General features: G+C 64.6%; 28 protein-coding genes. 8 read left to right on the top strand and 20 right to left on the bottom strand.

Annotated elements, in window-relative coordinates:
- Window positions 1-3 precede the first annotated feature (3 nt).
- From gspH to H7995_RS01595, 7 genes are all read left to right on the top strand, one after another.
- Window positions 4-471 carry a type II secretion system minor pseudopilin GspH gene (gene gspH / locus H7995_RS01625; protein ID WP_166592091.1) on the top strand — a complete coding sequence of 156 codons (468 nt, stop codon included), beginning with the start codon at window positions 4-6 and terminating at the stop codon, window positions 469-471.
- Complete coding sequence (gene gspI / locus H7995_RS01620) at window positions 464-856, top strand: type II secretion system minor pseudopilin GspI (RefSeq protein ID WP_166592092.1); 393 nt, start codon at window positions 464-466, stop codon at window positions 854-856. Before gspH ends, gspI begins: the two co-directional genes overlap by 8 nt.
- On the top strand, window positions 846-1397 hold the full coding sequence (locus H7995_RS01615) for a type II secretion system protein GspJ (protein ID WP_232534578.1): 552 nt from the start codon (window positions 846-848) through the stop codon (window positions 1395-1397). Before gspI ends, H7995_RS01615 begins: the two co-directional genes overlap by 11 nt.
- Complete coding sequence (locus H7995_RS01610) at window positions 1394-2254, top strand: type II secretion system protein GspK (RefSeq protein ID WP_322740471.1); 861 nt, start codon at window positions 1394-1396, stop codon at window positions 2252-2254. Before H7995_RS01615 ends, H7995_RS01610 begins: the two co-directional genes overlap by 4 nt.
- Window positions 2254-3351: a type II secretion system protein GspL gene (gene gspL, locus H7995_RS01605; protein ID WP_185817859.1), complete on the top strand. Its 1098-nt coding sequence runs from the start codon at window positions 2254-2256 to the stop codon at window positions 3349-3351. The genes H7995_RS01610 and gspL overlap by 1 nt, the downstream gene beginning before the upstream one ends.
- Window positions 3348-3824, top strand: a complete 477-nt coding sequence (gene gspM / locus H7995_RS01600) for a type II secretion system protein GspM (RefSeq protein WP_166592095.1) — start codon at window positions 3348-3350, stop codon at window positions 3822-3824. The genes gspL and gspM overlap by 4 nt, the downstream gene beginning before the upstream one ends.
- A 143-nt stretch (window positions 3825-3967) precedes the next feature.
- Window positions 3968-4315, top strand: a complete 348-nt coding sequence (locus H7995_RS01595) for a YgiW/YdeI family stress tolerance OB fold protein (protein WP_166592096.1) — start codon at window positions 3968-3970, stop codon at window positions 4313-4315.
- Between the two features lie 44 nt (window positions 4316-4359).
- Here the strand turns inward: H7995_RS01595 and H7995_RS01590 are convergent, their stop codons facing one another.
- Window positions 4360-5637: an MFS transporter gene (locus H7995_RS01590; protein WP_265537078.1), complete on the bottom strand. Its 1278-nt coding sequence runs from the start codon at window positions 5635-5637 to the stop codon at window positions 4360-4362.
- Window positions 5638-5756: 119 nt separating this feature from the next.
- On the opposite strand from H7995_RS01590, the gene H7995_RS01585 reads away from it, so the two are divergent.
- Window positions 5757-6656 (top strand): LysR family transcriptional regulator, encoded by a 900-nt coding sequence (locus H7995_RS01585; RefSeq protein WP_166592097.1) that lies wholly within the window; start codon window positions 5757-5759, stop codon window positions 6654-6656.
- A gap of 9 nt (window positions 6657-6665) precedes the next feature.
- Here H7995_RS01585 and H7995_RS01580 read toward each other — a convergent pair whose 3' ends face one another.
- The 19 genes from H7995_RS01580 to H7995_RS01490 are packed head-to-tail and all read right to left on the bottom strand — an operon-like array spanning window position 6666 to window position 24008.
- Window positions 6666-7892: a beta-ketoacyl-ACP synthase gene (locus H7995_RS01580; protein WP_182343186.1), complete on the bottom strand. Its 1227-nt coding sequence runs from the start codon at window positions 7890-7892 to the stop codon at window positions 6666-6668.
- On the bottom strand, window positions 7892-8620 hold the full coding sequence (gene fabG / locus H7995_RS01575; protein WP_166592099.1) for a 3-oxoacyl-ACP reductase FabG: 729 nt from the start codon (window positions 8618-8620) through the stop codon (window positions 7892-7894). Before fabG ends, H7995_RS01580 begins: the two co-directional genes overlap by 1 nt.
- Window positions 8613-9077 carry a hotdog family protein gene (locus H7995_RS01570; RefSeq protein WP_166592100.1) on the bottom strand — a complete coding sequence of 155 codons (465 nt, stop codon included), beginning with the start codon at window positions 9075-9077 and terminating at the stop codon, window positions 8613-8615. Before H7995_RS01570 ends, fabG begins: the two co-directional genes overlap by 8 nt.
- A complete protein-coding gene (locus H7995_RS01565; protein ID WP_166592101.1) occupies window positions 9074-10270 on the bottom strand; it encodes a beta-ketoacyl-[acyl-carrier-protein] synthase family protein in 1197 nt (398 codons plus the stop codon). Before H7995_RS01565 ends, H7995_RS01570 begins: the two co-directional genes overlap by 4 nt.
- Window positions 10267-10767, bottom strand: a complete 501-nt coding sequence (locus tag H7995_RS01560) for a DUF3261 domain-containing protein (protein ID WP_166592102.1) — start codon at window positions 10765-10767, stop codon at window positions 10267-10269. The genes H7995_RS01565 and H7995_RS01560 overlap by 4 nt, the downstream gene beginning before the upstream one ends.
- Window positions 10764-12011, bottom strand: coding sequence for an NAD(P)/FAD-dependent oxidoreductase (locus H7995_RS01555; protein ID WP_166592103.1), 1248 nt, complete (start codon window positions 12009-12011; stop codon window positions 10764-10766). Before H7995_RS01555 ends, H7995_RS01560 begins: the two co-directional genes overlap by 4 nt.
- Window positions 11998-13158, bottom strand: a complete 1161-nt coding sequence (locus H7995_RS01550) for a cation:proton antiporter (protein WP_166592104.1) — start codon at window positions 13156-13158, stop codon at window positions 11998-12000. The genes H7995_RS01555 and H7995_RS01550 overlap by 14 nt, the downstream gene beginning before the upstream one ends.
- Entirely contained in the window at window positions 13152-15494 is a 2343-nt protein-coding gene (locus H7995_RS01545; RefSeq protein WP_185817858.1) for an MMPL family transporter, read from the bottom strand. The genes H7995_RS01550 and H7995_RS01545 overlap by 7 nt, the downstream gene beginning before the upstream one ends.
- Entirely contained in the window at window positions 15478-16167 is a 690-nt protein-coding gene (locus H7995_RS01540; protein WP_166592768.1) for an outer membrane lipoprotein carrier protein LolA, read from the bottom strand. Before H7995_RS01540 ends, H7995_RS01545 begins: the two co-directional genes overlap by 17 nt.
- Complete coding sequence (locus H7995_RS01535) at window positions 16164-16589, bottom strand: acyl-CoA thioesterase (protein ID WP_166592767.1); 426 nt, start codon at window positions 16587-16589, stop codon at window positions 16164-16166. The genes H7995_RS01540 and H7995_RS01535 overlap by 4 nt, the downstream gene beginning before the upstream one ends.
- The gene (locus tag H7995_RS01530; RefSeq protein ID WP_166592766.1) at window positions 16582-18126 is read right to left on the bottom strand and encodes an HAL/PAL/TAL family ammonia-lyase; all 1545 of its coding nucleotides are present in this window, start codon (window positions 18124-18126) and stop codon (window positions 16582-16584) included. Before H7995_RS01530 ends, H7995_RS01535 begins: the two co-directional genes overlap by 8 nt.
- Window positions 18107-19054: a lysophospholipid acyltransferase family protein gene (locus H7995_RS01525; RefSeq protein WP_166592765.1), complete on the bottom strand. Its 948-nt coding sequence runs from the start codon at window positions 19052-19054 to the stop codon at window positions 18107-18109. The genes H7995_RS01530 and H7995_RS01525 overlap by 20 nt, the downstream gene beginning before the upstream one ends.
- Window positions 19051-19785, bottom strand: a complete 735-nt coding sequence (locus H7995_RS01520) for a glycosyltransferase family 2 protein (protein WP_185817857.1) — start codon at window positions 19783-19785, stop codon at window positions 19051-19053. Before H7995_RS01520 ends, H7995_RS01525 begins: the two co-directional genes overlap by 4 nt.
- Window positions 19778-21460, bottom strand: a complete 1683-nt coding sequence (locus H7995_RS01515) for an acyl-CoA synthetase family protein (RefSeq protein ID WP_166592763.1) — start codon at window positions 21458-21460, stop codon at window positions 19778-19780. Before H7995_RS01515 ends, H7995_RS01520 begins: the two co-directional genes overlap by 8 nt.
- On the bottom strand, window positions 21457-22002 hold the full coding sequence (locus tag H7995_RS01510) for a COG4648 family protein (RefSeq protein WP_185817856.1): 546 nt from the start codon (window positions 22000-22002) through the stop codon (window positions 21457-21459). Before H7995_RS01510 ends, H7995_RS01515 begins: the two co-directional genes overlap by 4 nt.
- Window positions 21999-22253 (bottom strand): acyl carrier protein, encoded by a 255-nt coding sequence (locus tag H7995_RS01505; RefSeq protein WP_182343202.1) that lies wholly within the window; start codon window positions 22251-22253, stop codon window positions 21999-22001. Before H7995_RS01505 ends, H7995_RS01510 begins: the two co-directional genes overlap by 4 nt.
- Before the next feature lie 9 nt (window positions 22254-22262).
- A complete protein-coding gene (locus H7995_RS01500) occupies window positions 22263-22523 on the bottom strand; it encodes a phosphopantetheine-binding protein (RefSeq protein ID WP_166592761.1) in 261 nt (86 codons plus the stop codon).
- The gene (locus H7995_RS01495) at window positions 22504-23313 is read right to left on the bottom strand and encodes a lysophospholipid acyltransferase family protein (protein ID WP_166592760.1); all 810 of its coding nucleotides are present in this window, start codon (window positions 23311-23313) and stop codon (window positions 22504-22506) included. The genes H7995_RS01500 and H7995_RS01495 overlap by 20 nt, the downstream gene beginning before the upstream one ends.
- The gene (locus tag H7995_RS01490) at window positions 23289-24008 is read right to left on the bottom strand and encodes a beta-ketoacyl synthase chain length factor (RefSeq protein ID WP_185817855.1); all 720 of its coding nucleotides are present in this window, start codon (window positions 24006-24008) and stop codon (window positions 23289-23291) included. The genes H7995_RS01495 and H7995_RS01490 overlap by 25 nt, the downstream gene beginning before the upstream one ends.
- Between the last annotated feature and the right edge of the window lie 276 nt (window positions 24009-24284).

Here is a 24284-nt window from a genome sequence, read left to right as displayed (position 1 = left end):
CGGATGCGCCAGGCATGCCGGGGTTTTACCCTGCTCGAACTGATGGTGGTCATGGTGCTGGTGGGCGTGCTGCTGGGCATGGTTGGGCTGGCCACCGGTAGTACCCCCGCGCGCTTGGCCCGACAGGAGGCCAACACACTGATCCAGGTGCTGCACACGCTGCGTCAGCAGGCGGTGTTGGAAGGGCGTGAGTTCGGTCTGCGCCTGGCGCCTGACAGCTATCAGGTGCTTAGCCTCGAGGGACAGGGCTGGCGCCCGGTTGGAAGTGTCTATCGTTTGCCCCAGGGATTTGAGCTGCACCTGGAGCTGCCAGGACAGATTCCGAGCTTGAGCACTGCCGGGGAACAGCCGCAATTGTTGCTGCTCAGCAGCGATGAAAGCACAGCCTTCACCTTGCACCTGCGGGCCGATAAGCGATCGCTGATCAGCTTGTCTAGCGATGGCTTGAACGAGGCGGTGCTGGATGAGTAAGCGCAAGCCTCGCCCGACGCGCCGAAAACACCGTGGCTTTACCTTGCTGGAGATCATGATCGCCCTGGTGGTGTTTGCCACGCTGGCGGCTGCCGTCATTGCCGCCGGGCAATATGCGCTCAAACAAAACGCTCGGCTGGAGGAGCAGTTGTGTGGCGTTTGGCTGGTGGACAACCATCTGAGCGAATTGCAGGTGGGGGCTGTACCGGCCACTGCGCGCGAGCATGTGAGGCGGCACTTCGACCGGCGTGAGTGGCGTTTGGATCAGGTCGTCAGGCCCGCGATCGATTCCGGATTGCTCGAGGTCGAGGTCAGCGTCAGCCGGGCCGACAACAACCGCGTGGTGCATCGTGCCACTGGCTGGATCGATGCCCGTGACCACTAGGCAGCAGGGCTTCACCTTGCTTGAGCTGGTGATCGCCATGGCGATTTTCGCCGTGCTGGGGTTGGCCAGTTGGCGCTTGTTCGATGGCGTGGTCCGTGCCGAGCGCAGCGGTGCAAACCATGAGCAGTACATGCGCACCTTGCTCCGGGCCGTCGCGGTGATCGAGCGGGATGTGTTGCAGGTGACTGTGCATCCGCTGGTGCTTGAGCAAGGCGTTTTGCAGTTGCAACGCGGTAACTGGCGCAACCCGTTGGATCAGCCGCGTAGCGAGCTGCAGAACGTCACCTATCGCCTCGACCAAGGCACGTTGTGGCGCGAAAGTCTGGGTGTGGAACACCCTGTCGCGCAGCGCCAGAAGCTGTTGGACGACGTGCTTGAACTGCGTTGGCGGCTCTACGATGGCAAGCTCGGCTGGCGCAGTGACTGGCCGGCCGCTGCGGGACAACCGGTGGATCGGCCACAGGCGCTGGAGCTGACCTTCTCGACGGCGCGTTTCGAGCAGATTCGCCGGGTCCTGCTACTACCGGGGAGCGCATCGTGAGTCGGCAACAGGGCGTGGCATTGATCAGCGTGCTGCTGGTCATGAGCCTGGCGCTGCTGCTCACCAGTGCGATGTTGCGTAACCACCGGCTAGTGGTCAAAAGCACCGCGCAACAGCTGTACCAGGTGCAGTTGCGTCAGGCCGGGTTTGCCGCAGAACGCTGGGCGTTGCAGCGCTTGCGCAGCGCCGACCTGCAGGCGTCGCCTGACGTCAATCTGGCGCAGGACTGGGCAAAGGCGCAACCGTCCCTTGAGTTCGACGGTGGCACGCTGCATATCCGTATCGAAGACCTGGCAGCACGTTTCAACCTGACGTCGCTGATCAGCACGAACAAAGTCGACGACTTGATGCTATCGCGCTGGATGCGCCTGCTGGCCCAACTGAATATCCACAATCAGCACCTGGAAAACCTTGCGCAGGCCGGTCTCGCCGGCTTGACCGACCTCAGTCAGTTGCGGGCGCTAGCCGGTGTCGAGGCCGATGAGCTGCGCCATTTGCAGCCGATGATTGCACTGCTGCCCAAGAACGCGAGCCTGAATATCAATACGGCCTCGATGCAGCAACTAATGACCCTTGCCGACATCAACGACGCGACGGCCCGCACATTGGTGCAGCAGCGTCCTGTGGACGGTTATCGCTCGGTCCAGGCGTTCGTCGAAGACCCTTTGCTTGCGGGGCTTGAGCTGGGCAGCCATGGCCTGGGGCTGGGCAGTCGCTGGTTCCTCATCACCGTAGACGTTGCTTTCGGATCCGCTCGATTGCGCCTGGTCAGCGAAGTTGAACTCGATGCCAAAACCCGGCAGGCGAGTGTCCTGCAACGACGTTTTTTGAACCCACTGACAAGCGAGTCCTCGTGATGACCTCCTGGCTTTACCTCAGCGCCGAAGGCCTGTCTGAACCCTCGGCACAATGGCCCTGCTGCCTGGTCACGGAATCGGGTGAACAACTGGCGCTGACGCTGGCCGAAGCCGCCCCCAAGTTGCAGGGGCAGGCGGTCGGCCTGGTGTTGCCGATGGAAATGTGTGGCTGGCTGCAGACCGAAACGTGGCCCTCACGTCGCCGCCCCGATGTGCGGACCGTTGCCTACTCCATCGAAGAACAACTGTGCGAAGACCTCGAGACCCTGCACCTGTGTTTAGCGCCCCGTGACCGGCTGGGGCGCTACGGGCTGTGGGTGGTCAATCGGCAGCGCTTTGCACAGGTATTGGCGTTGATGGCCCGGCTGGGGATCACCCTGGCTTTGGTACAGGTCGATGCCGACCGCTTACCCAATGACCAGGCCTATGGCGTGTGGTGGCTGGGCCGCTGGCTCATCGGTGGTGCGGTGCCCGCGCGGCTTGCACTGTCGGCGCCTGAATTGGCGCTGCTCAGGCCGCGGTTGCCCGAAATCACCTGCTGGCTCGAGGACGGTTATCCGGCGCTGCATGGGCAGGGCACGCAGAGACAGCCGATCAACCTGTTGCAAGGCGAGTTTGCGCGCCGGCATCGGCGGTTTCCCTGGGCCGCGGCGGGATTCTCGAGCCTGATGATGTTCACCTTGGCGTGGGGTTTCATGCAGGCACGCAGTAGCTTTCTCGAAGCTCAGGCCCAGCGTTTGTACGCCGTGAGCGAGCAACGTTTCAGGGACCTGTACCCACAACAAACACGCATCGTCGACCTGTCCGCCCAGCTCAAGGTCCTGCAAAAGCACAGCCGTGCGGACACACAGGACACTCAGGTTGCGCGCCTGTTGAAACTGACCCAGCAGGTCATCGGCGCCAGCAGCGTGGATGTGCAGCGCATTGAGTACCGCCTCACGGAAGGCTGGAAGCTGCAACTCACCGCAGACAGTTTTGCTCAGTTGGAGCAACTGCGCGAGCGGGGGCAGAACAGTCAGTTACCGATCAGGCTGAGCGGCGCGAGCAAGGTGCGCGAGGGGGTCCAGGCACTGCTGACCCTGGAGCATCAGCCATGAACGTGCGGATACCCAAATTACCGGCGGCGGTTTTATCGATCTGGCAACGGTTGGCGCCCCGCGACCGACAGGCCGTGAGTGCGCTGGGGTTGGTATTACTGGCGGTGTTGGTTTTCGTCGGATTGTGGCAACCGGCCCAGGCGCGATTGGCGATAGCCGAACGGGTGTACCAGCAGCGGTTGGTGCTGGCCGCCGAGGTCAGCCGTGCCCAGGCCCCCAATGTCCGGGGCCATGACACGCAGCCCCTGGCGGTGCGCCTCAGCGAGCGGGCCGTTGCCGATGGCCTCGACCTGCATCAACTGGATGTGCAGGAAGATGTTTTGCGCCTGACCTTGAGTGGTGATGCGCGAACGCTATTGAGCTGGATTCACCACACCGAACTGGAGGGAGGCTTGGTGCAGTCGCTGACACTGGATAAACGCGATAAGCGGCTGGAAGCTCAACTGCGGATACAAGCAGCGCCTGATCTGTAGGCAGATGCTTGCTGGCGAATGGGGCCTGGGCCGTATCAGACATTGCGCTTTCGCAGGCAAGCCAGTGCCTGCGCGCAGATTAAGTTTCAATTCAGCGAGCCTGTATACGCTGGGTCCATCGAAATCCAGATGGAACCATCGCCATGAAAGCACGCTACCTCGCTCTGCTCGTTGCCCCCCTGTTCAGCACTGCCGTCCTGGCTGCCGGTTACACCGGGCCGGGTGCCGAGCCCATCACCACGGTGGCCGCGGCCAACGAAGCGGCTGACGACACGCCTGTCGTCCTGCAGGGCTTTGTGGTGAAGAAACTGAACAACGACGACAAATACGAGTTCAAGGATTCCAGCGGTACGGTCACCGTTGAAATCGATGATGAAGACATGCCTGCTGTCGCCTTCAACGACAAAACCAAGGTCAAGCTGACCGGTGAAGTGGAAAAGGGCTTGCTCAAGCGTGAGATCGATGTCGATCAGGTGGAAATCCTCAACTAAGACCGTATTCCCACCCAAGGGCCGCCATGCGGCCCTTTTTTGCGTCAGGACTTGGCGCTCTCCGCCAAGGTCGGCAACTTCGCTAGCTTCAATGCGACCAGCAGTGCAATCACCAGCAGCGTGCCGATGAACAACCCGATGCCGTTCCAGCCGCCCTGGTGCCAGAACACGCCACCCACCGTACCGGCGATGCTTCCCCCAGCGTAGTAGGTGAACAGGTACAGCGACGATGCCTGCCCCTTGGCCTTGGTGGCGCGGCGGCCGATCCAGCTGCTGGCCACCGAATGCGCGCCGAAGAAGCCGAAGGTGAAGATCAGCATGCCGATGATCACCAGCGGCAGGGGGCTGAGCATGGTCACGGCCAATCCGCCCAGCATCAGCACGATGGTGCCCCAGAGCACCTTGCGCCGCCCCAGGCGATCGGCCAGGGAGCCGATTTTCGCCGAGCTGTAGATGCCCGACAGGTACACCACCGACAGCAGGCCGACAAAGGCCTGGTCCATGTGGTACGGCGCGGCCAGCAAGCGGTAGCCGATGTAGTTGAACAGCGTGACGAAGGCGCCCATCAGCACAAAGGCTTCGAGGAACAGCAGCGGCAGGCCGGCGTCGCGAAAATGCATGGTGAAGCCATCGAGCAAACTGCGTGGGTGCAGCGAGCGCGCGCGGAAGTTGCGTGATTCGGGGAGGATCTTCCAGAACACCGCCGCGGCGATCAACGCCAGCCCGCCAATCACCAGCATCGCCGTGTGCCAGCTGACGAAGTCGATCAGCACCCCGACAATCAGCCGGCCGCACATGCCGCCAATGGCGTTGCCGCCGATGTACAGGCCCATCGCCAGGCCGATGTGCTGCGGATGGATCTCTTCACTGAGGTAGGTCATGGCCACCGCCGCCAGGCCGCTCAGGGCCAGGCCGGTCAGCGCGCGCATCAGCAGGATGCCTTCCCAGGTCGGCATCATCGCACTGCCCAGGGTGCACAGCGCGGCGGCGAACAACGCTGCGACCATCACCGGTTTGCGCCCGATGCGGTCCGAGAGTGGGCCGGTGATCAACAGGCCGATGGCGAGCATGCCGGTGGACACAGAGAGGATCAGGCTGCTCTGCGCGGCGTTGATCGAGAACTCATGGGAGAACAGCGGCATCATTGGCTGCACGCAGTACAGCAAGGCAAAGGTGGCGAAGCCGCCGCTGAACAGCGCCAGCACCGTGCGCAGGAACATCGGCGTACCTTTTTCGATGTACACCTCGTGCAGTTGGGCGACCCCGGGGGCCTGTGGGGCAGGCGGAAGATCATGGGCAAGTGGCGCAACAGCAGTTTTCACGGGGGACCTCAGGAGTGCACGGCCGGGCAGGCAATGAAAAAAGCATATAGCTGGCTAATGTTTCTATCCAATATATTGTTCGACCTGTTTAAGAGGTTTTACGACCTAATGGAGTTTTCATGGAATTGCGCCATCTGCGCTACTTCATCGCTGTCGCCGAAGAACTGCATTTCGGCCGCGCAGCACAGGTGCTGGGCATCTCCCAGCCGCCGCTGAGCCAGCAGATCCAGGTGCTGGAACAGGAGGTCGGCGCGCGTCTGTTCGAGCGCACCAATCGTCGGGTCGAGCTCAGCGAAGCCGGTCGTCTGTTTCTCGAAGAAGCCCGGCTGGTGCTGGCCCAGGTCGACAAGGCGGCCGACGTGGCGCGTCGGGCCCAGCTTGGTGAACTGGGCGAACTGAAGATCGGCTTCACCTCGTCGGCGCCGTTCAACTCAACCATCCCCCAAGCCATCTTTGCCTTTCGCCAGCGCTTCCCGGCCGTGCACCTGAACCTGCGGGAGATGAGCAGCACCCAGGTCGCCGATGCCCTGGTGGACGAGTCGATCCAGGTCGGCATCATGCGGCCCTTGCCGCTGCCGGACTCGCTGGAGGTGGTCGAACTGACCCGCGAGCCACTGGTGGCGGTGCTCAGTTCCAAGGACCCGTTGTCGGTGGGCAGTGAGGAGGGCCTGTTTCTGTCGGCGCTGGCCCATGAACCGTTCGTATTCTTTCCGCGCAGCTATGGCAGCGGTCTGTACGCCCAGTTACTGAGCCTGGCACGTGACGCCGGCTTCAGCCCGCACTTTGCCCAGGAAGCCGGCGAGGCCATGACCATCATCGGCCTGGTGGCGGCGGGGCTGGGTGTATCGGTATTGCCGGCGTCCTACCAGCGGATGCGCATCGACGGCGTGGTCTATCGCCCGTTGCTCGATCCCCTGGCCATGTCAGCGGTGTGGCTGGTCCAGCGCAAGGACCAGAAGTCGCCGATGGCCAAGGCGTTTGTCGACCTCCTCACCCTCAAGACTGACCCCCTACTGTAGGCGCAGTACCTAGGCCCAGCGCTTGAATATCAACGAAGTATTCACCCCGCCAAACGCAAAGTTGTTGTTCATCACGTACTGGTTGCTCATCTGCCGGAACTCGCCACGCAGGTAGTCCAGGGCGCCGCACTGGGGGTCGACGTGGTCGAGGTTGAAGGTGTGGGCGTATTCGTCGCTGTTGAGCATTTCAATGCTGAACCAGGACTCCAGGGCACCGCAGGCGCCCAGGGTGTGGCCCAGGAAACTTTTCTGCGAACTGATGGGCATGCGGCTGCCGAAAAGGCTGCTGGTGGCCAGGGTCTCGGCGATATCGCCCTGTTCGGTGGCGGTGCCATGACCGTTGACGTAGCCGATCGCCGAAGGCGCCAGGCCGGCGTCTTCCAGCGCCAGCTCCATGGCCCGGCGCATGGTGCTCTGTTCCGGGCGAGTGGTGTGTTGACCGTCGGCGTTGCTGCCAAAACCGACGACTTCGGCGTGGATATGCGCACCACGGGCCAACGCGTGCTCAAGCTCTTCGAGCACCAGCATGCCACCCCCCTCACCGATCACCAGGCCGTCACGCGCGGTGTCGTAGGGCCGTGGGCTGGATTGCGGGGCATCGTTTTTCAGGCTGGTGGCATAGAGCGCGTCGAACACCATGGCCTCGGTCGGGCACAGCTCTTCGGCGCCGCCGGCGAGCATCAACGGCAGGCGTCCGAACTTGATCGCTTCATAGGCGTAGCCGATGCCCTGGCTGCCGCTGGTGCAGGCGCTGGACGTGGGAATCAGGCGTCCGGTCAGGCCGAAAAAGATGCTGATATTGGCCGCCGTGGTGTGGGGCATCATGCGCACGTAGGAGTTGGCGTTGAGCCCTTCGGCCACCGAGTTGAGCAGCATGTTGCCGAAGGCCTTGATCTCGTCGGTGCTGCCGGTGGATGAGCCGCAGGCCACGCCCATGCGTCCGTCCTTGATAGACTCGTCACCCAGCAAGCCGGCATCGGCCAGGGCCCGCTCGGCCGCGCCGACCGCCAGCCGGGACACCCGCCCCATGCTGCGCAGCTGTTTGCGGGTCCAGTGGGCCGGCACCTTGAAGTCATCGATGGGGCCGGCCAGCCGGGTATTCAGCTCAGTGAACCGATCCCACTCGTGCATGCGCCGGATGCCGCTGTGGTTGGCCTTGAAGTGGCCGGCGATGGTTGCCCAGTCGTTACCCAGGGAGGTGATGCCGGCCATGCCGGTGACAACGACGCGCTTCATCAACACAGGCCTCCATTGACGGCCAGTACCTGGCGGGTGATGTACGAGGCTTCCGCCGACATCAGGAAATTCACCGCGCCGGCCACCTCTTGCGGGGTGCCCAGGCGTTGTGCGGGGATCATTTTCATCAGTTCTTCCACCGGCACGTGGTCATCGAGCATGGCGGTGTCGATCAGGCCGGGTGCGACACAGTTGACGGTGATTTTGCGCTTGCCCAGCTCAATCGCCAATGCCTTTGCCGCACCGATCAGGCCGGCCTTGGACGCACTGTAGTTGACCTGCCCGCGATTGCCGATCAGGCCCGACACCGACGTGATGCAGACAATCCGGCCGGCGGCGCGGCGGCGGATCATCGGCATCATCACCGGGTGCAGCACGTTGTAGAAACCGTCGAGGTTGGTGCGCATGACCTGGTCCCAATCCTCTTCGCTCAGGGCGGGAAATGCACCGTCGCGGGTCAGGCCGGCGTTGAGCACCACGCCGTAATAGGCGCCATGGGCCTCGACATCGGCCTCCAGCACGGCTTTGCAACGGGCGCGGTCGGCGACGTCGAATTGCAGGACCCGTGCGCGCCGGCCCAGGGCCTCGATCTCGGCCTGGACCGCGTCGGCCTCGGCGCGGCCGCTGCGGCAATGGACCACGATGTCATGCCCGGCCTGGGCCAGGCGCAGGGCGATGGCGCGGCCGATGCCACGGCTGGAGCCGGTGACCAGTACGAATTCAGTCATCACTGGACTCCTTGGATTGATCGAGATATTGAGCCGCCTTGGGCGGGCGGAACACGTTCAGGCGAGCGCTGGCGTGAATGCCCGCGCCATGGATATGGCATTCGAACACGCCCATGCCGTTGTCGTCTTCCAGGGAGCGGATCCCGTGGATGGTCAGCTCGGCGCCGGCCGGGAAGTGCTCCACGTTGCACTCGAACTTGCGGGTGCCAAGCAGGAACCCCAGCTCCACGGGATTGCCCCGGCGCCGGGCATGGCAACCGGCAAAGGCGGCAACGCTCTGGGCCATCAGTTCGATACCGACCCAGGCCGGCAGGCTGCCGTCCGGATGATTGAACAGGCCGTCGGGCTTGACCGTCAGTTGGGTGTGAATCTGTTCTTCGTCGAACCCCAGGACCCGGTCGATGAGGATCATGTCGCCAGCGTGGGGCAGCAGTTCGGCGAGCGGCCAGTCAATCATGGTGCGTCTCCGATAATCAGGCTGACGTTGTTGCCACCGAAGGCAAAGGAATTGCTCATCAGGTAGCGCGGACCAATGGACGCCAGGCGATCGGCAGGGGTCACCCACTGCAGCGCTGGCAGCCCTGGGTCCGGCTGGCCGTCCCAGAGGTGAGGAGGCAGGGCGTGGGCGGGGTTTTCCGCGCTCAGGCTCAACCAGCAGAACGCCGCTTCCAGGGCCCCGGCGGCACCCAGGGTGTGGCCGGTCAGGGGTTTGGTCGAGGAACAGGGTACGCCGGCCGGGAACAGACTGGCCACGGCCTGGCTTTCCATCGCATCGTTGTGCTGGGTGGCGGTGCCGTGCAGGTTCAGGTAGCTGATCTGCCCGGGCTGCAGGCCGGCACGGGCCAGGGCCTTGTGCATCGCTTGCCGGGCACCGCGACCGGAGGGCTCGGGGGCGGAAATATGGTGTGCATCGGAACTCGCACCGCCGCCGAGCAGGGCCAGCGTCGGCTGGTCATTGGCACAACGGGTCATCAGGAACAGCACCGCCGCCTCGCCGATGTTGATGCCATTGCGGTTCACGGAGAACGGATTGCAGCGCTGTCCGGACACCGCTTCCAGGGCCGAAAAACCGTTGAGCGTCAGCTTGCACAGGCTGTCGACACCGCCGCACAGCACCGCGTCGCACAGGTCCAGGTCGAGCAGGCGCTGGGCGCTCATCAGGGCGCGGGCGCTGGAGGTGCAGGCGGTGGAAATCACGTAGGCCGGGCCGCGCAGTTGTAGCCAGTCGGCGAGGAAGTCCGCCGGGGCACCGAGTTCCTGCTGCCGATAGTCATAGTCCGCGGGGAATTGCTGGTCCCGCAGGTAGGTGGCCAGGCCCTGGCTGGCTTCGTCGATCCCCGAGGTGCTGGTGCCCAGGACCACGGCGATGCGCTGGGCTCCGTAGCGCTGGATGACCTGGTCGATGTCGGCACGGATCTGCAGCGCCGCTTCCAGCAACAACTGGTTGTTGCGACTGGCGTGCTGACGCAGGTGACCGGGAATCGCTGCCAGTTCGCCCCGGACTGCCGCCACGGGCAGGACGCGCTGTGGCACCCAGCCGGACTCCAGCCGCATCCCCGAGTCGTCCCCGGCGAACAGATTGCGCGCGACTTCCTGCTGGCCGCGACCGAGGCTGCAGACCAGCCCGAGAGTGTTGAGGTAGGCCGTCATGGGGTGTCCCCGCGAAGTGGCGTGACCTGATAGGTCGGGCCTTGGGGCAGGTTGAGTTGAAAGTTCAGGGGCTGGTCATAACGTACGTCCCAGCGGGTAGGCAGCGAACGTTGTGCGCCATGCTGCCAGGCAGTGGGGTAGTTGGCCTGCAACTGGTCTGGCGGCGTCAGGGCAAACAGCAGCGCGGCGAACAGTTCCCGGGCTTGCGGGTTGGGCGGCAACAGGCCGTCAGCCTGCCACTGGCCGTTGACCAGTATCTGGCGCGCCTGGGGGATGCCCAGCAAGTCCATCATCGACCAGCGAATCCCGGGTTCTTCACGCTGGATCACCAGCACCCAGTCCTGGCGTTGCTGGTCCTGGGATTGTTGTACGTGCAGTTGCAGCGGCAGTGCCAGCGTCGGTTGCCCCGCGGGCAGGGGAGGCTGGCCGGCGCATGCGCTCAGCAGCAAGGCAGCGCCCAGCAGCATCAGGCGAGCGACAAGGTCACGCTGGCTCATGTGGCATCCCGGGCACAGAGCTGCGAGATCATTTTCAGCCGGCGCCGGGCCTCGCTGACAAACGGATTACGTTCGTCCCAGGCGTAGCCGGCGAGGATCGCGCTGATCATGCGGCGGATCTCGGCGTTGCCGCCCTGATGGTAGATCACATCCTGGAAGGTGCCGTTGTACCAGCCTTCGACATAGCAGCGGAAGGTGTCGACCCCGCGCTTGAGGGGCTCGGCGAACTCACGCTGCCAATCGACGCTGTGCCCTTGCAGCTGGCGATCCAGGACGGCGGCGGCCATGCTCGCCGAGCGCATGGCGATGGTCACGCCGGAAGAAAACACCGGGTCGAGAAACTCCGCGGCATTGCCCAGCAGGGCAAACCCCGGCCCGTGCAGGGTCTTGACGTTGGCCGAGTAGCCGCCGATGGTCCGGGCCTCGGTGTCCCACACAGCGTTTTCCAGGACCCCGGCCAGGCTCGGGGTTTCGGCGATGAAGCCGCGCAGGCACGCATCCAGGTCGTCGCTGCGCCCGACGAAGTGCTCGGCGGCCGCAACCACGCCGACCGAGCAGCGGCCGTTGCTGAACGGGATGGTCCAGAACCAGATGTCGCGTTGGGTCGGGTGGGTGGTGATGAGGATTTTTTCGCGCTCGAACGCCGGGCTGTCGATCCGATCCTGCACGTGGGTGAACACCGCCTGGCGCAGCGGAAAGTTCGACGCCACTTCGAGGTCGAGCAGGCGCGGCAGGACGCGGCCATAGCCACTGGCGTCGAGGATGAAGGCGGCTTGCACGGGGTACTGGCTACCGTCCTCGCGTTGTACCTGCAGGTGCGGTCGCGGGCACTCGACATCGACGCTGACGATGGCCTCGCCGTAGCGGATTTCCACCCCTTGCAAGGCGGCCTGGTCGGCCAGCAGCTTGTCGAAGTCGGCGCGCTGCACCTGAAAGGTGGTCGGCTTGCCGGCGCTGAAGGTGTCACCGAAATCGAACGCGCTGTAGTGCTCGCCCCAGGCGAAGGCGGCGCCGTTCTTCAACTGGAACCCGGCGGCGTTGACCGCATCAAGCATGCCGGCTTCTTCGACGAAATCCAGGCAGTGGCACAGCAGGCTTTCGCCGATGGAGAATCGCGGGAAATGCTGGCGCTCGATGACCAGCACATCGTGGCCCTTGCGCTTGAGCAACGCGGCGGCAATGGCCCCCGAGGGGCCGGCACCGATGATCACAACCTGACGCTGTTCGATTTCAACGGTTGGCACGTGGACTCCTTGCCGTAGCGGCGCTGTTTCCGGGCGCGCGATGCATGCCGAGCAAAGCCGGCAGTAGCGTCGCGACGAGACCCATCAGCATCAGCGCGAAGTACAGCGCGCCACTGATGAGGTGTTGTTGCAGCAGCAGGTTGAGAAAGACGATCTCGCTCAACCCGCGAATATTCAGCAGGACCGATTCCCGCCAACGGCTGGCGCCTGCAAAGGATAGTCCGGCCCAGCCCAGGCCCAGCCAGTTGCCGAGCAATTTGCTGGCGATCGGCAACAGCAGCAGGGCCAGCAACTGATGCCAGCCCAGGCTGTCGAGGGCGCTGTGCACGTCGATCTGCACAATGCCGAAGGTCAGGATCAGCGGGATGGCGACCCAGGTCTGCACTCGGTTCATCCACACCGCCGGCAGGGGCAGCACCAGCGCGATCTTCAAACTGGCCATCAACAGCAGGTAGCCGATGCCGAGGATCAGTGCATTGAGCTTGTAGTGCTCGGCCGCCACCAGCAGCAGAAAAAAGCCGGCGCTGTAGACCAGCGGCTGGCGCAGCCCGAGCAGGCGCAGGAGCAGTGGCATGCACGCCCCGGCCAACGGCAGTAACAGGCTGCTCAGGTGCAGGCTGCCCTGGGCCACGGCGAACAGGGTCCAGCAGGTCAGGTCGATGAGGATCGCCGTTTGCACCAGGCGCCGGGTCGCCGCTGCGGGATAACCGATGTGGCGCAGGTACAGGTACAGCACCGGAATCGCGGTGATGGCGAACAGCAGGCCGACAGCCAGGGAGCTGATCCAGGGTTGCGCGGGCAGCAACCAGATGGCCGTGGCCAGGCCGCAGGCGAAGGGCAGGCAAAAACTCGGCAGGGCGATTTTCAGGCTCTGGCGGTCCAGGCGCAGGTCGATCACGTCGCTGAGGATATGCCCCAGCAGCAAGGCAAACCCCAGGCTGTAGAGGTTTTTCAGCCACCCCGGGGCAATCAGTTCGGCGCCCGTGAGCTGCCAGCCCGGTTCGATCCAGAAGTACATCAGCAACGGCAGGCCGAAGGTGGCCAGCAGCAATTGGCTGACGATCGGAATCAGGCCCAGGTGTCGGCCGACGTAGGTGGCCGCGGCGAACAGCGCCAGGGCCAGGAGCCAGAACAGGACAATCAGCATGCTCCCAGCTCCCGGCGTGGCGCGGTGTGTGCCTGGCTTCCCGCCCACGGCGCGAGGATGAAGCTGAACACCAGGCCCAGGCTGACCGCCAGGCCGAAGTTGCTGACCGCCGGGGTGCTGGACACCGCCAGCAGGCCGAACGACAGCCAGGTGGTCAGCGCCGCCAGCAGGGTGCCGAGCAGGCTCACCGCCGCGCCACCGACCTGTTCGCGCATCAGGATCGCGTAGTCGACGCTGATCGCCGTGACCAACAGCAGGCCGAACAGGCTGAACAGGGTCAAGGGTTGCCCCAGCCAGCCCAGGCTGGCCAGGCTGCACAAGGCGGCCAGCAACGGCAGGAGCACGATGCGCAGGGCGCCGCCCAGGCCGAAAGGCAGGATCAGCACCAGCACGATCAGCACGCAGGACGCGAGCTTCAATTCGGCGGCGCTGATTTGCGTGGCGGCGAACACCTGGTTCAGGTCACCAAGGCGATCCACCAGTGCCACACCGGGCAAGTCCAGGGTCTGCACCCGCAGCAACGCCGGGTCGTTCAAACCTTGCAGGCTGACCATGGCCGCCACGCCCTCGGCGTTCGGGCCGAGCCACAAGGTGCGGTAGGGTTCTGCCAGCGGCCCCAGCAGGGCGGCGTCGATGTCCTGCACCGGCAGCGCCTGCAGCGCCGCCAGTTCTGCCTGCAGCGCCTCGTTCGAGACGCCGAGGGCCTGCAGGGGTTGCCAGTGCTGGGGCAGCTTGGCCAGCGCCTCGCGCACCTGCTGCTGGACGCTGGGGGCGCTGACCAGTTGATCGAGCGCCAGGAAACCCTGGAGCCTTTCCAGGTTGACCAGTTGCTCCAGGCGCTCAGTCAAGGCGCTCTGGCGCTCGAGCAATTGCTCCTGGTTGGCGGCCCGCACCAGGAAAAACTGACTGGTGGGCTGAAAGCCGGTGATCTGTGCGATGGTCCGCGCCTCTTCGGTGAGTTGCGCCGGCGCTCCGACCCATTGGCGAATGTCGTTGCGCGTGTGCAGTTGCAGCAGGCCACCGACACAGAAGGCAAGCAGCAGCGCGAGCAGCACGGGGGGACGCAGGTGCCTGAGCAGGGCTTCGCGCAGGCTCAGCAAGCCTTCGCAGACCCGCAGCGGCCACTGCGCCGGGTGCAGCTCCAGGCCCTTGAGCAGCGCCGGCAGCAGGCACACCGCCGACAGGTAGGCGCCGAGCAGTCCGGCGGCCGAGAACACGGCGATCTGGGTCAGGGCCGGGAAGGGTGTCCAGGCCAGGGCCAGGTAGCCAATGCAACTGGTGATCAGGCTCAGGGTCAGTCCCGGCAAGGTCAGGCGCAAGGCCGACCAACTGCGCCAGGGTTTCAGGCTCCAGCTCTTGGACAGGTAATGCAGTGGGTAATCCACCGCCACGCCGATCAGGCTGGAGCCCAGCACCAGGGTCATCACATGCATGTGGCCAAACAGCGCGACACAGGCCACCGCGCCAAACAGCATGCCCACCAGCACCGGGACGAACGCCAGCAGTACCCGCCAGCGGCGGAAAGCCAGCAACAGCAGGAGCAGGATCCCCAGGGTTGCGCCGCCGCCGACCCAGGTCATCTCCCGGGTCGCTTGCTGCTGACCGGCAGCGGCATACAGCAGGCCGCTGGCTGCGAGCAGTTGCACGTCAGCCTTGGCGGCCTGTTCGCGGCTGCGTTCGAGCAGCCCGGCCACTTGCAGCGGCAGTTGCATGTCAAAGGCATTGCCGGTGGTGCGGGCCCGCAACAACACCCAGCTCTTGCCGTCGGCGTCGGCAATCAATGCGCCGCTGCCGATGTCCAGTTGCACGACGCCACGCTGCGGTTGGCTGTTCTGGATGCGTCCGGTCAGGCCCAGCCAGTCGTCCTGGCTGGGCACCAGGCTGAAGCCGCTGAAGGGGTCGAACAGGGCTTGCAGGCGTTGCTGGATAAAGGCGTCGGGCTGTTCCACCAATTGTTGGCGGTCGGTTTTCGACAGCATGGCCAGGCGACCTTGCAGCAGTTGGCTGCGCAGGGCCGGCAGGTCGGCCTGCAGATCCCACTGGACCTTTTCGAACAGGCCGCTGGCCTGCCATTGAGCGCCGAGGGTCTGCGTCATCTGGATGGCCTGGCTGCGCTGCGGGTGGCCGACCAGTACCAGGATTTCCCGATTCAGCGGTTCCTGCATGCGCTGTTCGGCGCGCAGCTCCAGCGGGTCGGGGGTGGTGCCGGGTGCCAGCTCCATGAGGTTGGCCGACACGGGTGCGCCGTCGCGCCATTGCCAGGCGCCGAGCGCGAGCACCGCCAGCAGCAGGCCCAGGAACAGCCAGGGCAGCCTGCGTTCACTGGGCAAAGTCATGTTGCTCCGCATCACTTAGGGGTTGATCGGCCGTGCTGTCCGGCATGCGCAGCAAGGTGCTGTCGCCCTGGGTTTCCAGCAGTTCGATGCGTTGCACCAGTTCGCCGCCTTCGATGTTGATTTGCTGGAACACTTGCTTGAGCAGCACTGAGCGCGGGGTCAGGGTCAGGTGCCAGCGCTGGGCATCGCCACTGAGGGCCAGTTCGAAATCCCGTTGCAGGCCGCTGCTGTCGCCTTGCAGCACGGCAAGAAACAAACGGTTCTGCTCGGCGCCGGCACTTTTGCCCGGCAGCATGTGCCAGCCGTTGGCGTCACGCCGGGCGATGCCCTGGGCGTTGATGCGGTAGTCCTGCTGCAGCGGTGTCTTGAGCAACCAGAGCAAGCCGTGATCCTTGGCCAGCACGAAGGTGCCCTGGCTGGTCAGCGGCTGGGGCAGGGCGCGCAGGTGTTTTTCCTGAATGAACTGGCCGTGGATCACCGCAGGTTTGGCCAGTTGAGTGCTGAGTTGTTGCAGATCGAATGCCTGTGCGCTGAAGCTCAGTAATACCCCCATTCCGGTAGGAGCGAGCTTGCTCGCGAAGAACCTGAGGACGCGTCGCAATACCAGGCGTGCAGCGTTATCGTTGACGACCTTCGCGAGCGAGCTCGCTCCTACAGGGGGGGTGTGCATCATTCGAGGGCTCTCGTGACGGCGTCGGTAAACACTTTGGGCGAGGCCAGTTGCATCTCGCGGCTGGCCAGGTCGACCGCGACCTGCACCGTGCAGGCACGGGTCAGGCGCTCGCCGCTGGCGAGGTCGGTGATCAGGTAGTTGATCTTCAGGCGGTTTTCCCACTCCACCAGGCTGGCACGCACGTTGAGCGTCTGGCCGAATACGGCGCCGCGCACGTAGCGCAACTGCAGGTCGATCACAGGCCAGGCGTAGCCGCAATCGTGCATCGCGTTGTAGTTGTGGCCCAGGCGGTCGAGCAGGGCGCAGCGGGCGATTTCCAGGTACTTCACGTAGTGGCCATGCCAGACCACCTGCATGCTGTCGACGTCAAAGAACGGCACGAGGATCTGGGTGTCGTGGTGCAGCACTCCTTTGCTACGCATGCAGCCTCCAGTGTTGTTCGCCGATCCGTTGCAGGCACAGGCGCAGTTCGCCTTCCAGGGCGCGGTCTTCGATCACCGGAGCAAAGTCCTTGGCCAGTTCCGCGTGCATGGCCGCCAGTGCCGGCGGCAATGGCCGGGCGTCGGCTGCCTGGCCGCGTAGCCAGACCCCTTGCTGGGCGGCGAGCAAGGTGGCGGCAGCGACCTGCTCGGTCAGTTCCAGCACGCGAATCGCGTCGCGGGCGGCAATGGTGCCCATACTCACCTTGTCCTGGTTGTGGCATTCGGTGGAGCGCGAGAACACGCTGGCCGGCATGGTGTTTTTCAGCGCTTCGGCGGTCCAGGCGCTGGTGCCGATCTGCACCGCCTTGAAGCCATGGTTGAGCATGGCCCGCTCGGCGCTGGCGCCCGACAGGTTGCTCGGCAGGCCATGGTTGTAGCGTTCGTCCACCAGCAAGGCAAGCTGGCGGTCGAGCAGGTCGGCGACGTTGGCCACCAGGTTCTTCAGGCTGTCCATGGCGAAGGCGATGTGCCCGCCGTAGAAGTGCCCGCCGTGCAGCACGCGCTCGGCTTCGGCGTCGATGATCGGATTGTCGTTGGCGCTGTTGAGTTCAATCTCGATGAACGAGCGCAGCCAGTTCAGGCTGTCCGCCAGCACGCCCAGCACATGGGGCGCGCAGCGCAGCGAGTAGCGGTCCTGCAGGCGATGCAGGGGCGCGGTGGGGGCATCGATCGCCAGGTCCTTGCGCAGCCAGGCGGCGACCTGCATCTGCCCGGGATGGGGCTTGGCGGCGAACAGGCGCTCGTCGAAGTGCTCCGGGTTGCCTTGCAGGGCGACCACGTTCATCGCCGTGATGCGCGTGGCCAGTTGCAGCAGGTAGTCGGCGCGGGCGAAGGCCAGGCAGGCCAGGCCGGTCATCACGGCGGTGCCGTTCATCAGTGCCAGGGCTTCCTTGGGGCGTAGCACCAGCGGTAGCCAGCCGAGCTCGCGGTGGACCTCGGCCGAGGTGCGGCGCTCGCCGCGCCATAGCACCTCACGCTCGCCGGACAGGGTCGCGGCCACGTAGGACAGGGGCGTCAGGTCGCCGCTGGCCCCCACCGAACCCTCCTGCGGGATCAGCGGCAGGATGTCCTGGTCGAGGAACGCCTGCAGGCGCTCCAGCAACTCCACGCGCACCCCGGAGACGCCGTGGCACAGCGACTGCAAACGTGCGGCAAGCACGGCGCGGGTGGCCTGGGCGTCGAGCAGTTGGCCCAGGCCGCAGCCGTGAAAGGTGTACAGGTGACGGGGCAGGGCCTCGACGTGGTGCAGCGGTACCGCCACCACGCAGGAGTCGCCGTAACCGGTGGTCACGCCATAGATCACGCCTTCCTTGTCCAGCAACGAGTCGAGATACCGGGCGCCCTTGGCGATGCGCTCGCGGTAGGCACTGTCGCTTTGCAGCCGCGCAGGGGCCTGGCGGTTGGCCAGGGCCAGCACGTCCTCGATGCGCAGGGGGAGTTCGCCGAAGGTTACCGGCTCAAGCGTGGGCGTCGTCATCGGCTTTCCAGAAAGGGTAGAAGTTGAACCATTGTTGGGGCGCTTGCAGGCAATAGTGACTCAGGCGTTCGGCATAACGGGAAGCCCACTGATGAATGACCTGCTCGCGCTCGCTGCGTTTCCACAGGATCGCCTCGGCGAAGGGTTCGAGGGTCAGGCGGTAGTGGCCCGCGGGTTGTTTCAGGCACAGCAGCAGATTGACCGGGCATTTCAGCAAGCCGGCCAGCAACCACGGGCCTTGGGGGAACGCCGCCGGATGGCCGAGAAAGTCCACGGTCACGCTGCGCCCGCCGTGCAGGGGCACGCGGTCACCGGCGATTGCCAGCCATTCGCCACGCTCCAGGCGCTCGTGCAGTTGCAGCATGGTCAGCGGGTCCAGCTCACTGACCTGGATCAGCCGCAGGTTGGTGGCCCCGGCTTCTCCCAGCAGGCGGTTGAACTGCTCTGCGTGCTTGGTGTGCACCAGTACGTTCATGGTGACCCGCTCGCCGATCTCCGCCAGCGCGCGGCAAACCTCAAGGTTGCCCAGGTGGGCGCCCACCAGCAGTTGCCCGCGGCTACCGCGCAGTTGATTGCGCAGCAGGGCCGGGTCGTTGATCTCTATCTGCTCGATGCTCAGCTTGCCGTTCCAGACGTCGAGCTTGTCGAGCATCGAGTCGGCGAAGGCCATGAACTGGCCAAACACCCGCCAATGACTGGGGCGCAAGTCGTCGCGGCCGCTCCAGTCGGCCAGGCGCTGCTGGTACTGCCAGGCGCTCTGGCGGGCATTGCGTCCAAACAGGAAAAAGTACAGGACGATGCCATACAGCAGCGGGCTCAATGCGCGTCGGCCCAGCAAGCGGGCGGCGCCGGCGGTGAATTTCATCAGCCAGAAGCTGCCGCGCTCCTCGCGGTCGGCCCAGTGCTTGTTATCGGCGTTGCCGCTCATCGGCGCCACCGCCGCCAGAGCAGTGCGGGCGAGCGCAGTAGCATGCCGAAGAACAGCCGGGTGTGCATGCGCGTGATCAGCACGTTGTCGTGGAACAGGCGAAAGTGCGAAACGCCGTCCAGCGGGTAGTGGACGCGGGTTTGCAGCCACAGCATGGGCTGGTTGCGCCAGGCCAGGCGCACCAGGATGTCGGAGTCGAAGTCCATGCGCTGGCCGATGTTGGCCGAGTCGATCAGGGCCAGGGTCGGTGGCAGCGGATAGACGCGATAGCCACACATGGAGTCGCGGATCTGCAACGACAAGGTGTTGATCCAGACCATCACATGCGTCAGGTAGCGCGCATAGAGGCGGCCTTTGGGCACGCTGGCGTCGTACAGCGGGTAACCGCAGACCAGCGCCTCGGGATGGGCTTTGGAGCAGGCGATGAATCGCGCGGCGTCCTGCAGGTCGTGCTGGCCGTCGGCGTCCACTTGCAGGGCATGGCTATAGCCCAGGCGTGCGGCTTCGCGCAGGCCGTGCATCACCGCGCCGCCCTTGCCCTGGTTGACGCTCAGGCGCAAGACAAACACCTTGGGCCGTTGGCCGAGGGCATCCAGCACTGCGGCGCAGGCCGGGCTGCTGGCATCGTCCACCAGGATGCACGGCAAGTCGGCGGCCAGCAGGGCCTCGACCACTCGGGCAATGGCGGTTTCGTGGTTGTAGACCGGGATCACCGCGCAAGGGTTATGCATCAATTGCGCTCTCGAGCAGGATCCGCCCGCTGGAGCAGGTGGCAGTGGCATTGCGGTAGGTGAAGTACAGCTTGCCGCGTGTTGCGTCGAAGCGCAGGTGCAGCTGGATTTCATCGCCCGGACGCACCAGTTGCTGGAACTTGAGCACTTCCATGCCGGCAAACTTTTGCGGCAGGTTCATCAACTGCTGGCCCAGCTTCAAGGCCCAGTCCACCTGCACCACGCCCGGCAGCACCGGCGCCAGGGGGAAGTGGCCGCTGAAGTAGGCCAGGTCCGGGGGCACGGCCAGTTGCAGGCTCCACTGACCCTCGTCTTCACTCTGCTCCAGCACCTCGGGAGTCTTGGGGCGTGGGGCCAGCAGCAGGGCATCGATGGTTTTCTGCGCGAGTTTGCCCTGGGCATTCATCGGCAGTTGTCGCAACAAGCGCCAGCGGCGGGGCAGGGCCAGGGTTTCGCAATGCTGGTTGAGGTGTTCGCGCAGGGCCTGGGTCAGGTTGCGCCGACCGATGTTGCGCAAGGCATGCAGGCCCGTTTCGCTGAGGACCAGCACGGCACCGAGCGAGGCACGGTTTTCCTGGACCACGCCCAGGCGGGCTTCGGCGACCCAGTCGTGGGTCACCAGGGCTTGCTCGAGCATGGGCAGGGAAATGCGTTTTTCTTCCAGTTTGACGATCCGGTCCAGGCGCCCCAGCAGTTCGAAGCGACCGTCCGCGCCGATGCGGGCGGCATCGGCACTGTGTTCGACATGACCGGGCGGCAGATAGGGCGAGGCGATCAGCAAGGCGCCGTCGCTGTCCTGGCGCAACTGGACGCCGGTAAAGGGCTGCCAGGGTTCGTGCCCCTGACGCCAGGCAATGCCACCGGTTTCCGAGCTGCCGAGAATTTCCGTCGGCCATTGCTGCAGCCGGTCATGCAGGGTTTGCGCAGCTTCGCCGGGTAACGCACCACCGGAAGAAAACACCCGGCGTACGGCACTCAGGGCCGGCCAGTCGAGGTTGTCGCCCATGCGCTTGAGCAGTGCCGGGCTGGCGACCCAGGCAAAGGCCGGGTGTTCGCGGCTGGCACGCTGCAGGTCTTCGGGGAATGCCAGTTGCTTGCGCACGAACGGGCGCCCGGCACACAGCGGCCAGAGCACGCGAAACAACAGGCCGTAGATGTGCTGGGTGGCGACGCTGCCAATCAGGCAGGCGTCGCCCAGGTCCGCGCCCCACAGTTGCTCCAGGGCTTGGACTTCGTTGGCCAGTTGGCGCAGGGACTTGTCGATGCGCTTGGGTTCGCCACTGGAGCCGGAGGTGCACAGGCTCAATTGGCAGCGATCAAGGTCCAGGGCGGCGGCCGCCAGTGGCGGGGCGCACAGATCGGCCAGGCAGGCGTCACCCGGCTGGTCGCTCAGCCACAGCTCGACTTCGCGGCTCCAGCGTTGACGGGTCTGGGCTTGCAGGTCGGCGGGCAGCAATACGCTGACCCCGGCACGCCAGGCGCCGAGCAGGGCGATGGCCAGGTCGGCGGCGTCTTCCAGGTGCACGGCAATGCGCTGTACGCCGCGGGCCTGCAGGCCGGCAGCCAGACTCAGCGCCTGTTCGCACAGGCGTGCATGGTCGAGCGCCGGGGCGGTGGTCACGGCCCGTTGTGTTTGAGCCTTGAGCAGCAGGTGCTCAAGTTTTATCCAGTTCATGGGTGGCCTCGTACCCGTTGTCGTATGAGCCACTCGATGGCAAACATCAGACCGATCAAAACGTAGGAAATCAGCCCGGTGTACAGCGCCCACCAACTCAGCGGTGTCCAGAGGGTCAGGGCGGCTGCACACAGGCCGTTGCACAGGAAAAACAGGCACCAGGCAATCGTCACATGGCGGGTATAGCGGATGGCTTTTTGCGGCAGTTGTGGCTCGCGCAGGCGCGCCAGGCGCTCGACCATCGGCGGGCCGTACTTCAGGCTCGCGCCGAACAGCCCCAGCAACAGCGCGCTGATCAGCACTGGGTACCAGCGCAGCAGGCCAGGGCTGTCGAACAGCGCCAGCAGCAGGCAAAACAGCAGGACCGCAGCGGCCATCAGCACGTCGCCAGGGCGTCGTTTGCCGGTCACGGCCCTGGCCAGCCACAGGCTGCCCAGCAGCAGGGCGAATTGCCAAGGGGCGAAGTGCGCCATGCCGTAATACACCGCAAAGGGGTACAACAGGCCTGTGAGCAACAGGCCTAGGCCGATCACTGGGCTCATGCTGTCGGTTGAACCAGACGGTAGACCGCCTCGACCACATCACTGACCGTGCGGACCGACTTGAATTCCTCGGCGGCAATCTTTTTGCCGGTCTGGCGCTTGATGTGGTCGATCAGGTCGACGGCATCGATGCTGTCGATCTCCAGGTCCTGATACAGATTGGATTCAAGGCTCACGCGCGCCGGATCCAGTTCAAAGAGTTCGACCAGGGCATCGCGCAAGGTGTTGAAAATATCGTCACGAGTTTGCATGGTCCGGTCTCAAGCTGCCTGTTTTGCCGTGACGAAGGCCGCAAGGCTCGCCACATTGATGAAGTGGTTGCGGGTGTCCTTGGCGTCGGCATCGATCTTGATGCCGTACTTTTTCTGGATGGCCAGGCCCAGCTCCAGGGCATCCACGGAGTCCAGGCCCAGGCCTTCGCCGAAGAGCGTCTGTTCATCGTCAATGTCATCGACACCGATATCCTCCAGGCCCAGGGAATCGATGATCAGCAGTTTTATCTCACGGTGCAGTTCGCTCATCTTGGGCGAGCTCCTTAATAAAGTAATGATGCAAGTAGTCGTTGAGCTTGCGCGAGGCCTGCGGCGCAGGCCCCATCGCGGCGAAGGCTTGTGGGTCTATATCGGCCCCCACGTGGAAACTGAAATGCACGCGGCGCTTGGGAATCCGGTACCAGGGTTCGGCCTTGGTCAGGGTGGTCGGGCTGACCTTGATGACCACCGGGGTGAGGATGCTCGCACCTCGCAGGGCAATGGCCGCCCCTCCACGGTGCAAGACCGGTGGTTGGCCGGGCTGGGTGCGTGTGCCTTCCGGGAAGATGATCAGGGTTTGCCCGCTCCTGAGCGCGTCGGCGGCGGCATCGAGCATGTCCATGCTGCCGTCATTGCTGATGTATTCGGTGCAGCGTAGCGGACTGCGGGTAAAGGGGTTCTGCCAAAGGCTTTGCTTGACCACGCAATTGGCGTGGGGCACCAGGCCGATCAGAAACACCACGTCGATCAGCGAGGGGTGATTGGCCATGATCATCTGCCCCGGTCGACCGAGGCGTTCTGCGCCCTGGATGTCATAGGTCAGCACGCCGGTACGGGCCATGAACCGCACAAACAGCCAGAACAGCCGGCTGACCGTCGCGCGAGCCCGCCGCCTGTGGGTCGGGGCATCCCCGGGCAGGCAACCGAGTACCGGGAAAACCACCAGGCGCAGGCACAGCCCGCCCAGCCCGAACAGGGCAAAGCTGGCAGCCGTCGCCAGCAGGCGCCAATAGTAGGCGTCGCGGTTTTTTTCGGTCACGGATTGCGTTGCCAGGTCCATACACGATTTTTCCAGGCATGTTGGCAAGAAGTCTCCTGGCCGAGCAGCACAGGTAACAGATTCAGCGCGTGGGGCCAGTGGGCGTTGGACAACGGATCCGCTGCACTGTTCAGGGACAGCTGCCAGTCTTTACCGGGGGTCAGCAGCAAGCCGACGGCGTAGGGAAACGGCACGTCGTTGATCCACGGCGAGTAGGCCTGGGGTGGCTGATCCTCGGTCACCACCAGCAGCACTGCCGGTGCGCCTTCGTCGAGCAGGGCGGCGGCTTCCAGCACGCCATGTTCGAGGCCGTCGCCGGCGGCGGCCAGGGCGGTCATTTCGCTGGTTTCACCGCGCATGATCGACCACAGTCCGATGATCGCATTGTGTACTGACAGGCTGAACTGGGTAGGGGATAGCGGTTGCTCGGCCGCCAGGTCGCTGAGGATCTCGAAGGTGCGCGGGGTTTCGCCATGACGGGACACGAACACCAAGGGCAGTTGCTCGCGCCCTTCGGCCAGCGGCCAGCCGACGCTGAAGGCCATGCGGGCCAGGCGGCTCAGGCGGCGGCGCTGCATGGCCGGAAGAAAGGACACGTCGGGGGCTTCATCGCTACCCGGGAGCACCACCGGTCGGCGGCTCCAGGCTTGCCAGTCGTCCACGCTTACGAGCCCAGGGGCCCAGGCGCGCCATTGGGCGATGCTGAATGTGATCACTGAATTATTCCCGCCCCTGCGGGCTTGCTTGACGCGGTAAGTCGTTTCGATCAGGGACTGACCTGGCGTGGCATGACGGCCGAGTGTCGCGCATTATCCCGGTGCTGTTGGCTTGTAGCAAATGCTGGTTACATTTTGTTCAGTAGATGGTGAGCGTTCTCAAGTAATGGGCAGCGAGGCAATTCTGCGGTTTTCGTCGGGATAATCCGCCAGTCACGTCTTCAGCCAATGGAGGAACGCGCTGGTTAATTCGAGGGGATTGCAGCTGACTCTGTA

This window comes from Pseudomonas kielensis (assembly GCF_014236655.1).
GTDB lineage: Bacteria > Pseudomonadota > Gammaproteobacteria > Pseudomonadales > Pseudomonadaceae > Aquipseudomonas > Aquipseudomonas kielensis.
This window is presented reverse-complemented; position numbering and strand designations above follow the sequence as displayed.

Bases quoted from the DNA above. Each gene is read 5' to 3' on its own strand.
- gspH (WP_166592091.1), top strand. From the start codon at position 4: ATGCGCCAGGCATGCCGGGGTTTTACCCTGCTCGAACTGATGGTGGTC.
- gspI (WP_166592092.1), top strand. From the start codon at position 464: ATGAGTAAGCGCAAGCCTCGCCCGACGCGCCGAAAACACCGTGGCTTT.
- gspL (WP_185817859.1), top strand. From the start codon at position 2,254: ATGACCTCCTGGCTTTACCTCAGCGCCGAAGGCCTGTCTGAACCCTCG.
- gspM (WP_166592095.1), top strand. From the start codon at position 3,348: ATGAACGTGCGGATACCCAAATTACCGGCGGCGGTTTTATCGATCTGG.
- H7995_RS01595 (WP_166592096.1), top strand. From the start codon at position 3,968: ATGAAAGCACGCTACCTCGCTCTGCTCGTTGCCCCCCTGTTCAGCACT.
- H7995_RS01585 (WP_166592097.1), top strand. From the start codon at position 5,757: ATGGAATTGCGCCATCTGCGCTACTTCATCGCTGTCGCCGAAGAACTG.
- H7995_RS01580 (WP_182343186.1), bottom strand. From the start codon at position 7,892: ATGAAGCGCGTCGTTGTCACCGGCATGGCCGGCATCACCTCCCTGGGT.
- fabG (WP_166592099.1), bottom strand. From the start codon at position 8,620: ATGACTGAATTCGTACTGGTCACCGGCTCCAGCCGTGGCATCGGCCGC.
- H7995_RS01570 (WP_166592100.1), bottom strand. From the start codon at position 9,077: ATGATTGACTGGCCGCTCGCCGAACTGCTGCCCCACGCTGGCGACATG.
- H7995_RS01565 (WP_166592101.1), bottom strand. From the start codon at position 10,270: ATGACGGCCTACCTCAACACTCTCGGGCTGGTCTGCAGCCTCGGTCGC.
- H7995_RS01560 (WP_166592102.1), bottom strand. From the start codon at position 10,767: ATGAGCCAGCGTGACCTTGTCGCTCGCCTGATGCTGCTGGGCGCTGCC.
- H7995_RS01550 (WP_166592104.1), bottom strand. From the start codon at position 13,158: ATGCTGATTGTCCTGTTCTGGCTCCTGGCCCTGGCGCTGTTCGCCGCG.
- H7995_RS01545 (WP_185817858.1), bottom strand. From the start codon at position 15,494: ATGACTTTGCCCAGTGAACGCAGGCTGCCCTGGCTGTTCCTGGGCCTG.
- H7995_RS01540 (WP_166592768.1), bottom strand. From the start codon at position 16,167: ATGATGCACACCCCCCCTGTAGGAGCGAGCTCGCTCGCGAAGGTCGTC.
- H7995_RS01535 (WP_166592767.1), bottom strand. From the start codon at position 16,589: ATGCGTAGCAAAGGAGTGCTGCACCACGACACCCAGATCCTCGTGCCG.
- H7995_RS01530 (WP_166592766.1), bottom strand. From the start codon at position 18,126: ATGACGACGCCCACGCTTGAGCCGGTAACCTTCGGCGAACTCCCCCTG.
- H7995_RS01525 (WP_166592765.1), bottom strand. From the start codon at position 19,054: ATGAGCGGCAACGCCGATAACAAGCACTGGGCCGACCGCGAGGAGCGC.
- H7995_RS01520 (WP_185817857.1), bottom strand. From the start codon at position 19,785: ATGCATAACCCTTGCGCGGTGATCCCGGTCTACAACCACGAAACCGCC.
- H7995_RS01515 (WP_166592763.1), bottom strand. From the start codon at position 21,460: ATGAACTGGATAAAACTTGAGCACCTGCTGCTCAAGGCTCAAACACAA.
- H7995_RS01510 (WP_185817856.1), bottom strand. From the start codon at position 22,002: ATGAGCCCAGTGATCGGCCTAGGCCTGTTGCTCACAGGCCTGTTGTAC.
- H7995_RS01505 (WP_182343202.1), bottom strand. From the start codon at position 22,253: ATGCAAACTCGTGACGATATTTTCAACACCTTGCGCGATGCCCTGGTC.
- H7995_RS01500 (WP_166592761.1), bottom strand. From the start codon at position 22,523: ATGAGCGAACTGCACCGTGAGATAAAACTGCTGATCATCGATTCCCTG.
- H7995_RS01495 (WP_166592760.1), bottom strand. From the start codon at position 23,313: ATGGACCTGGCAACGCAATCCGTGACCGAAAAAAACCGCGACGCCTAC.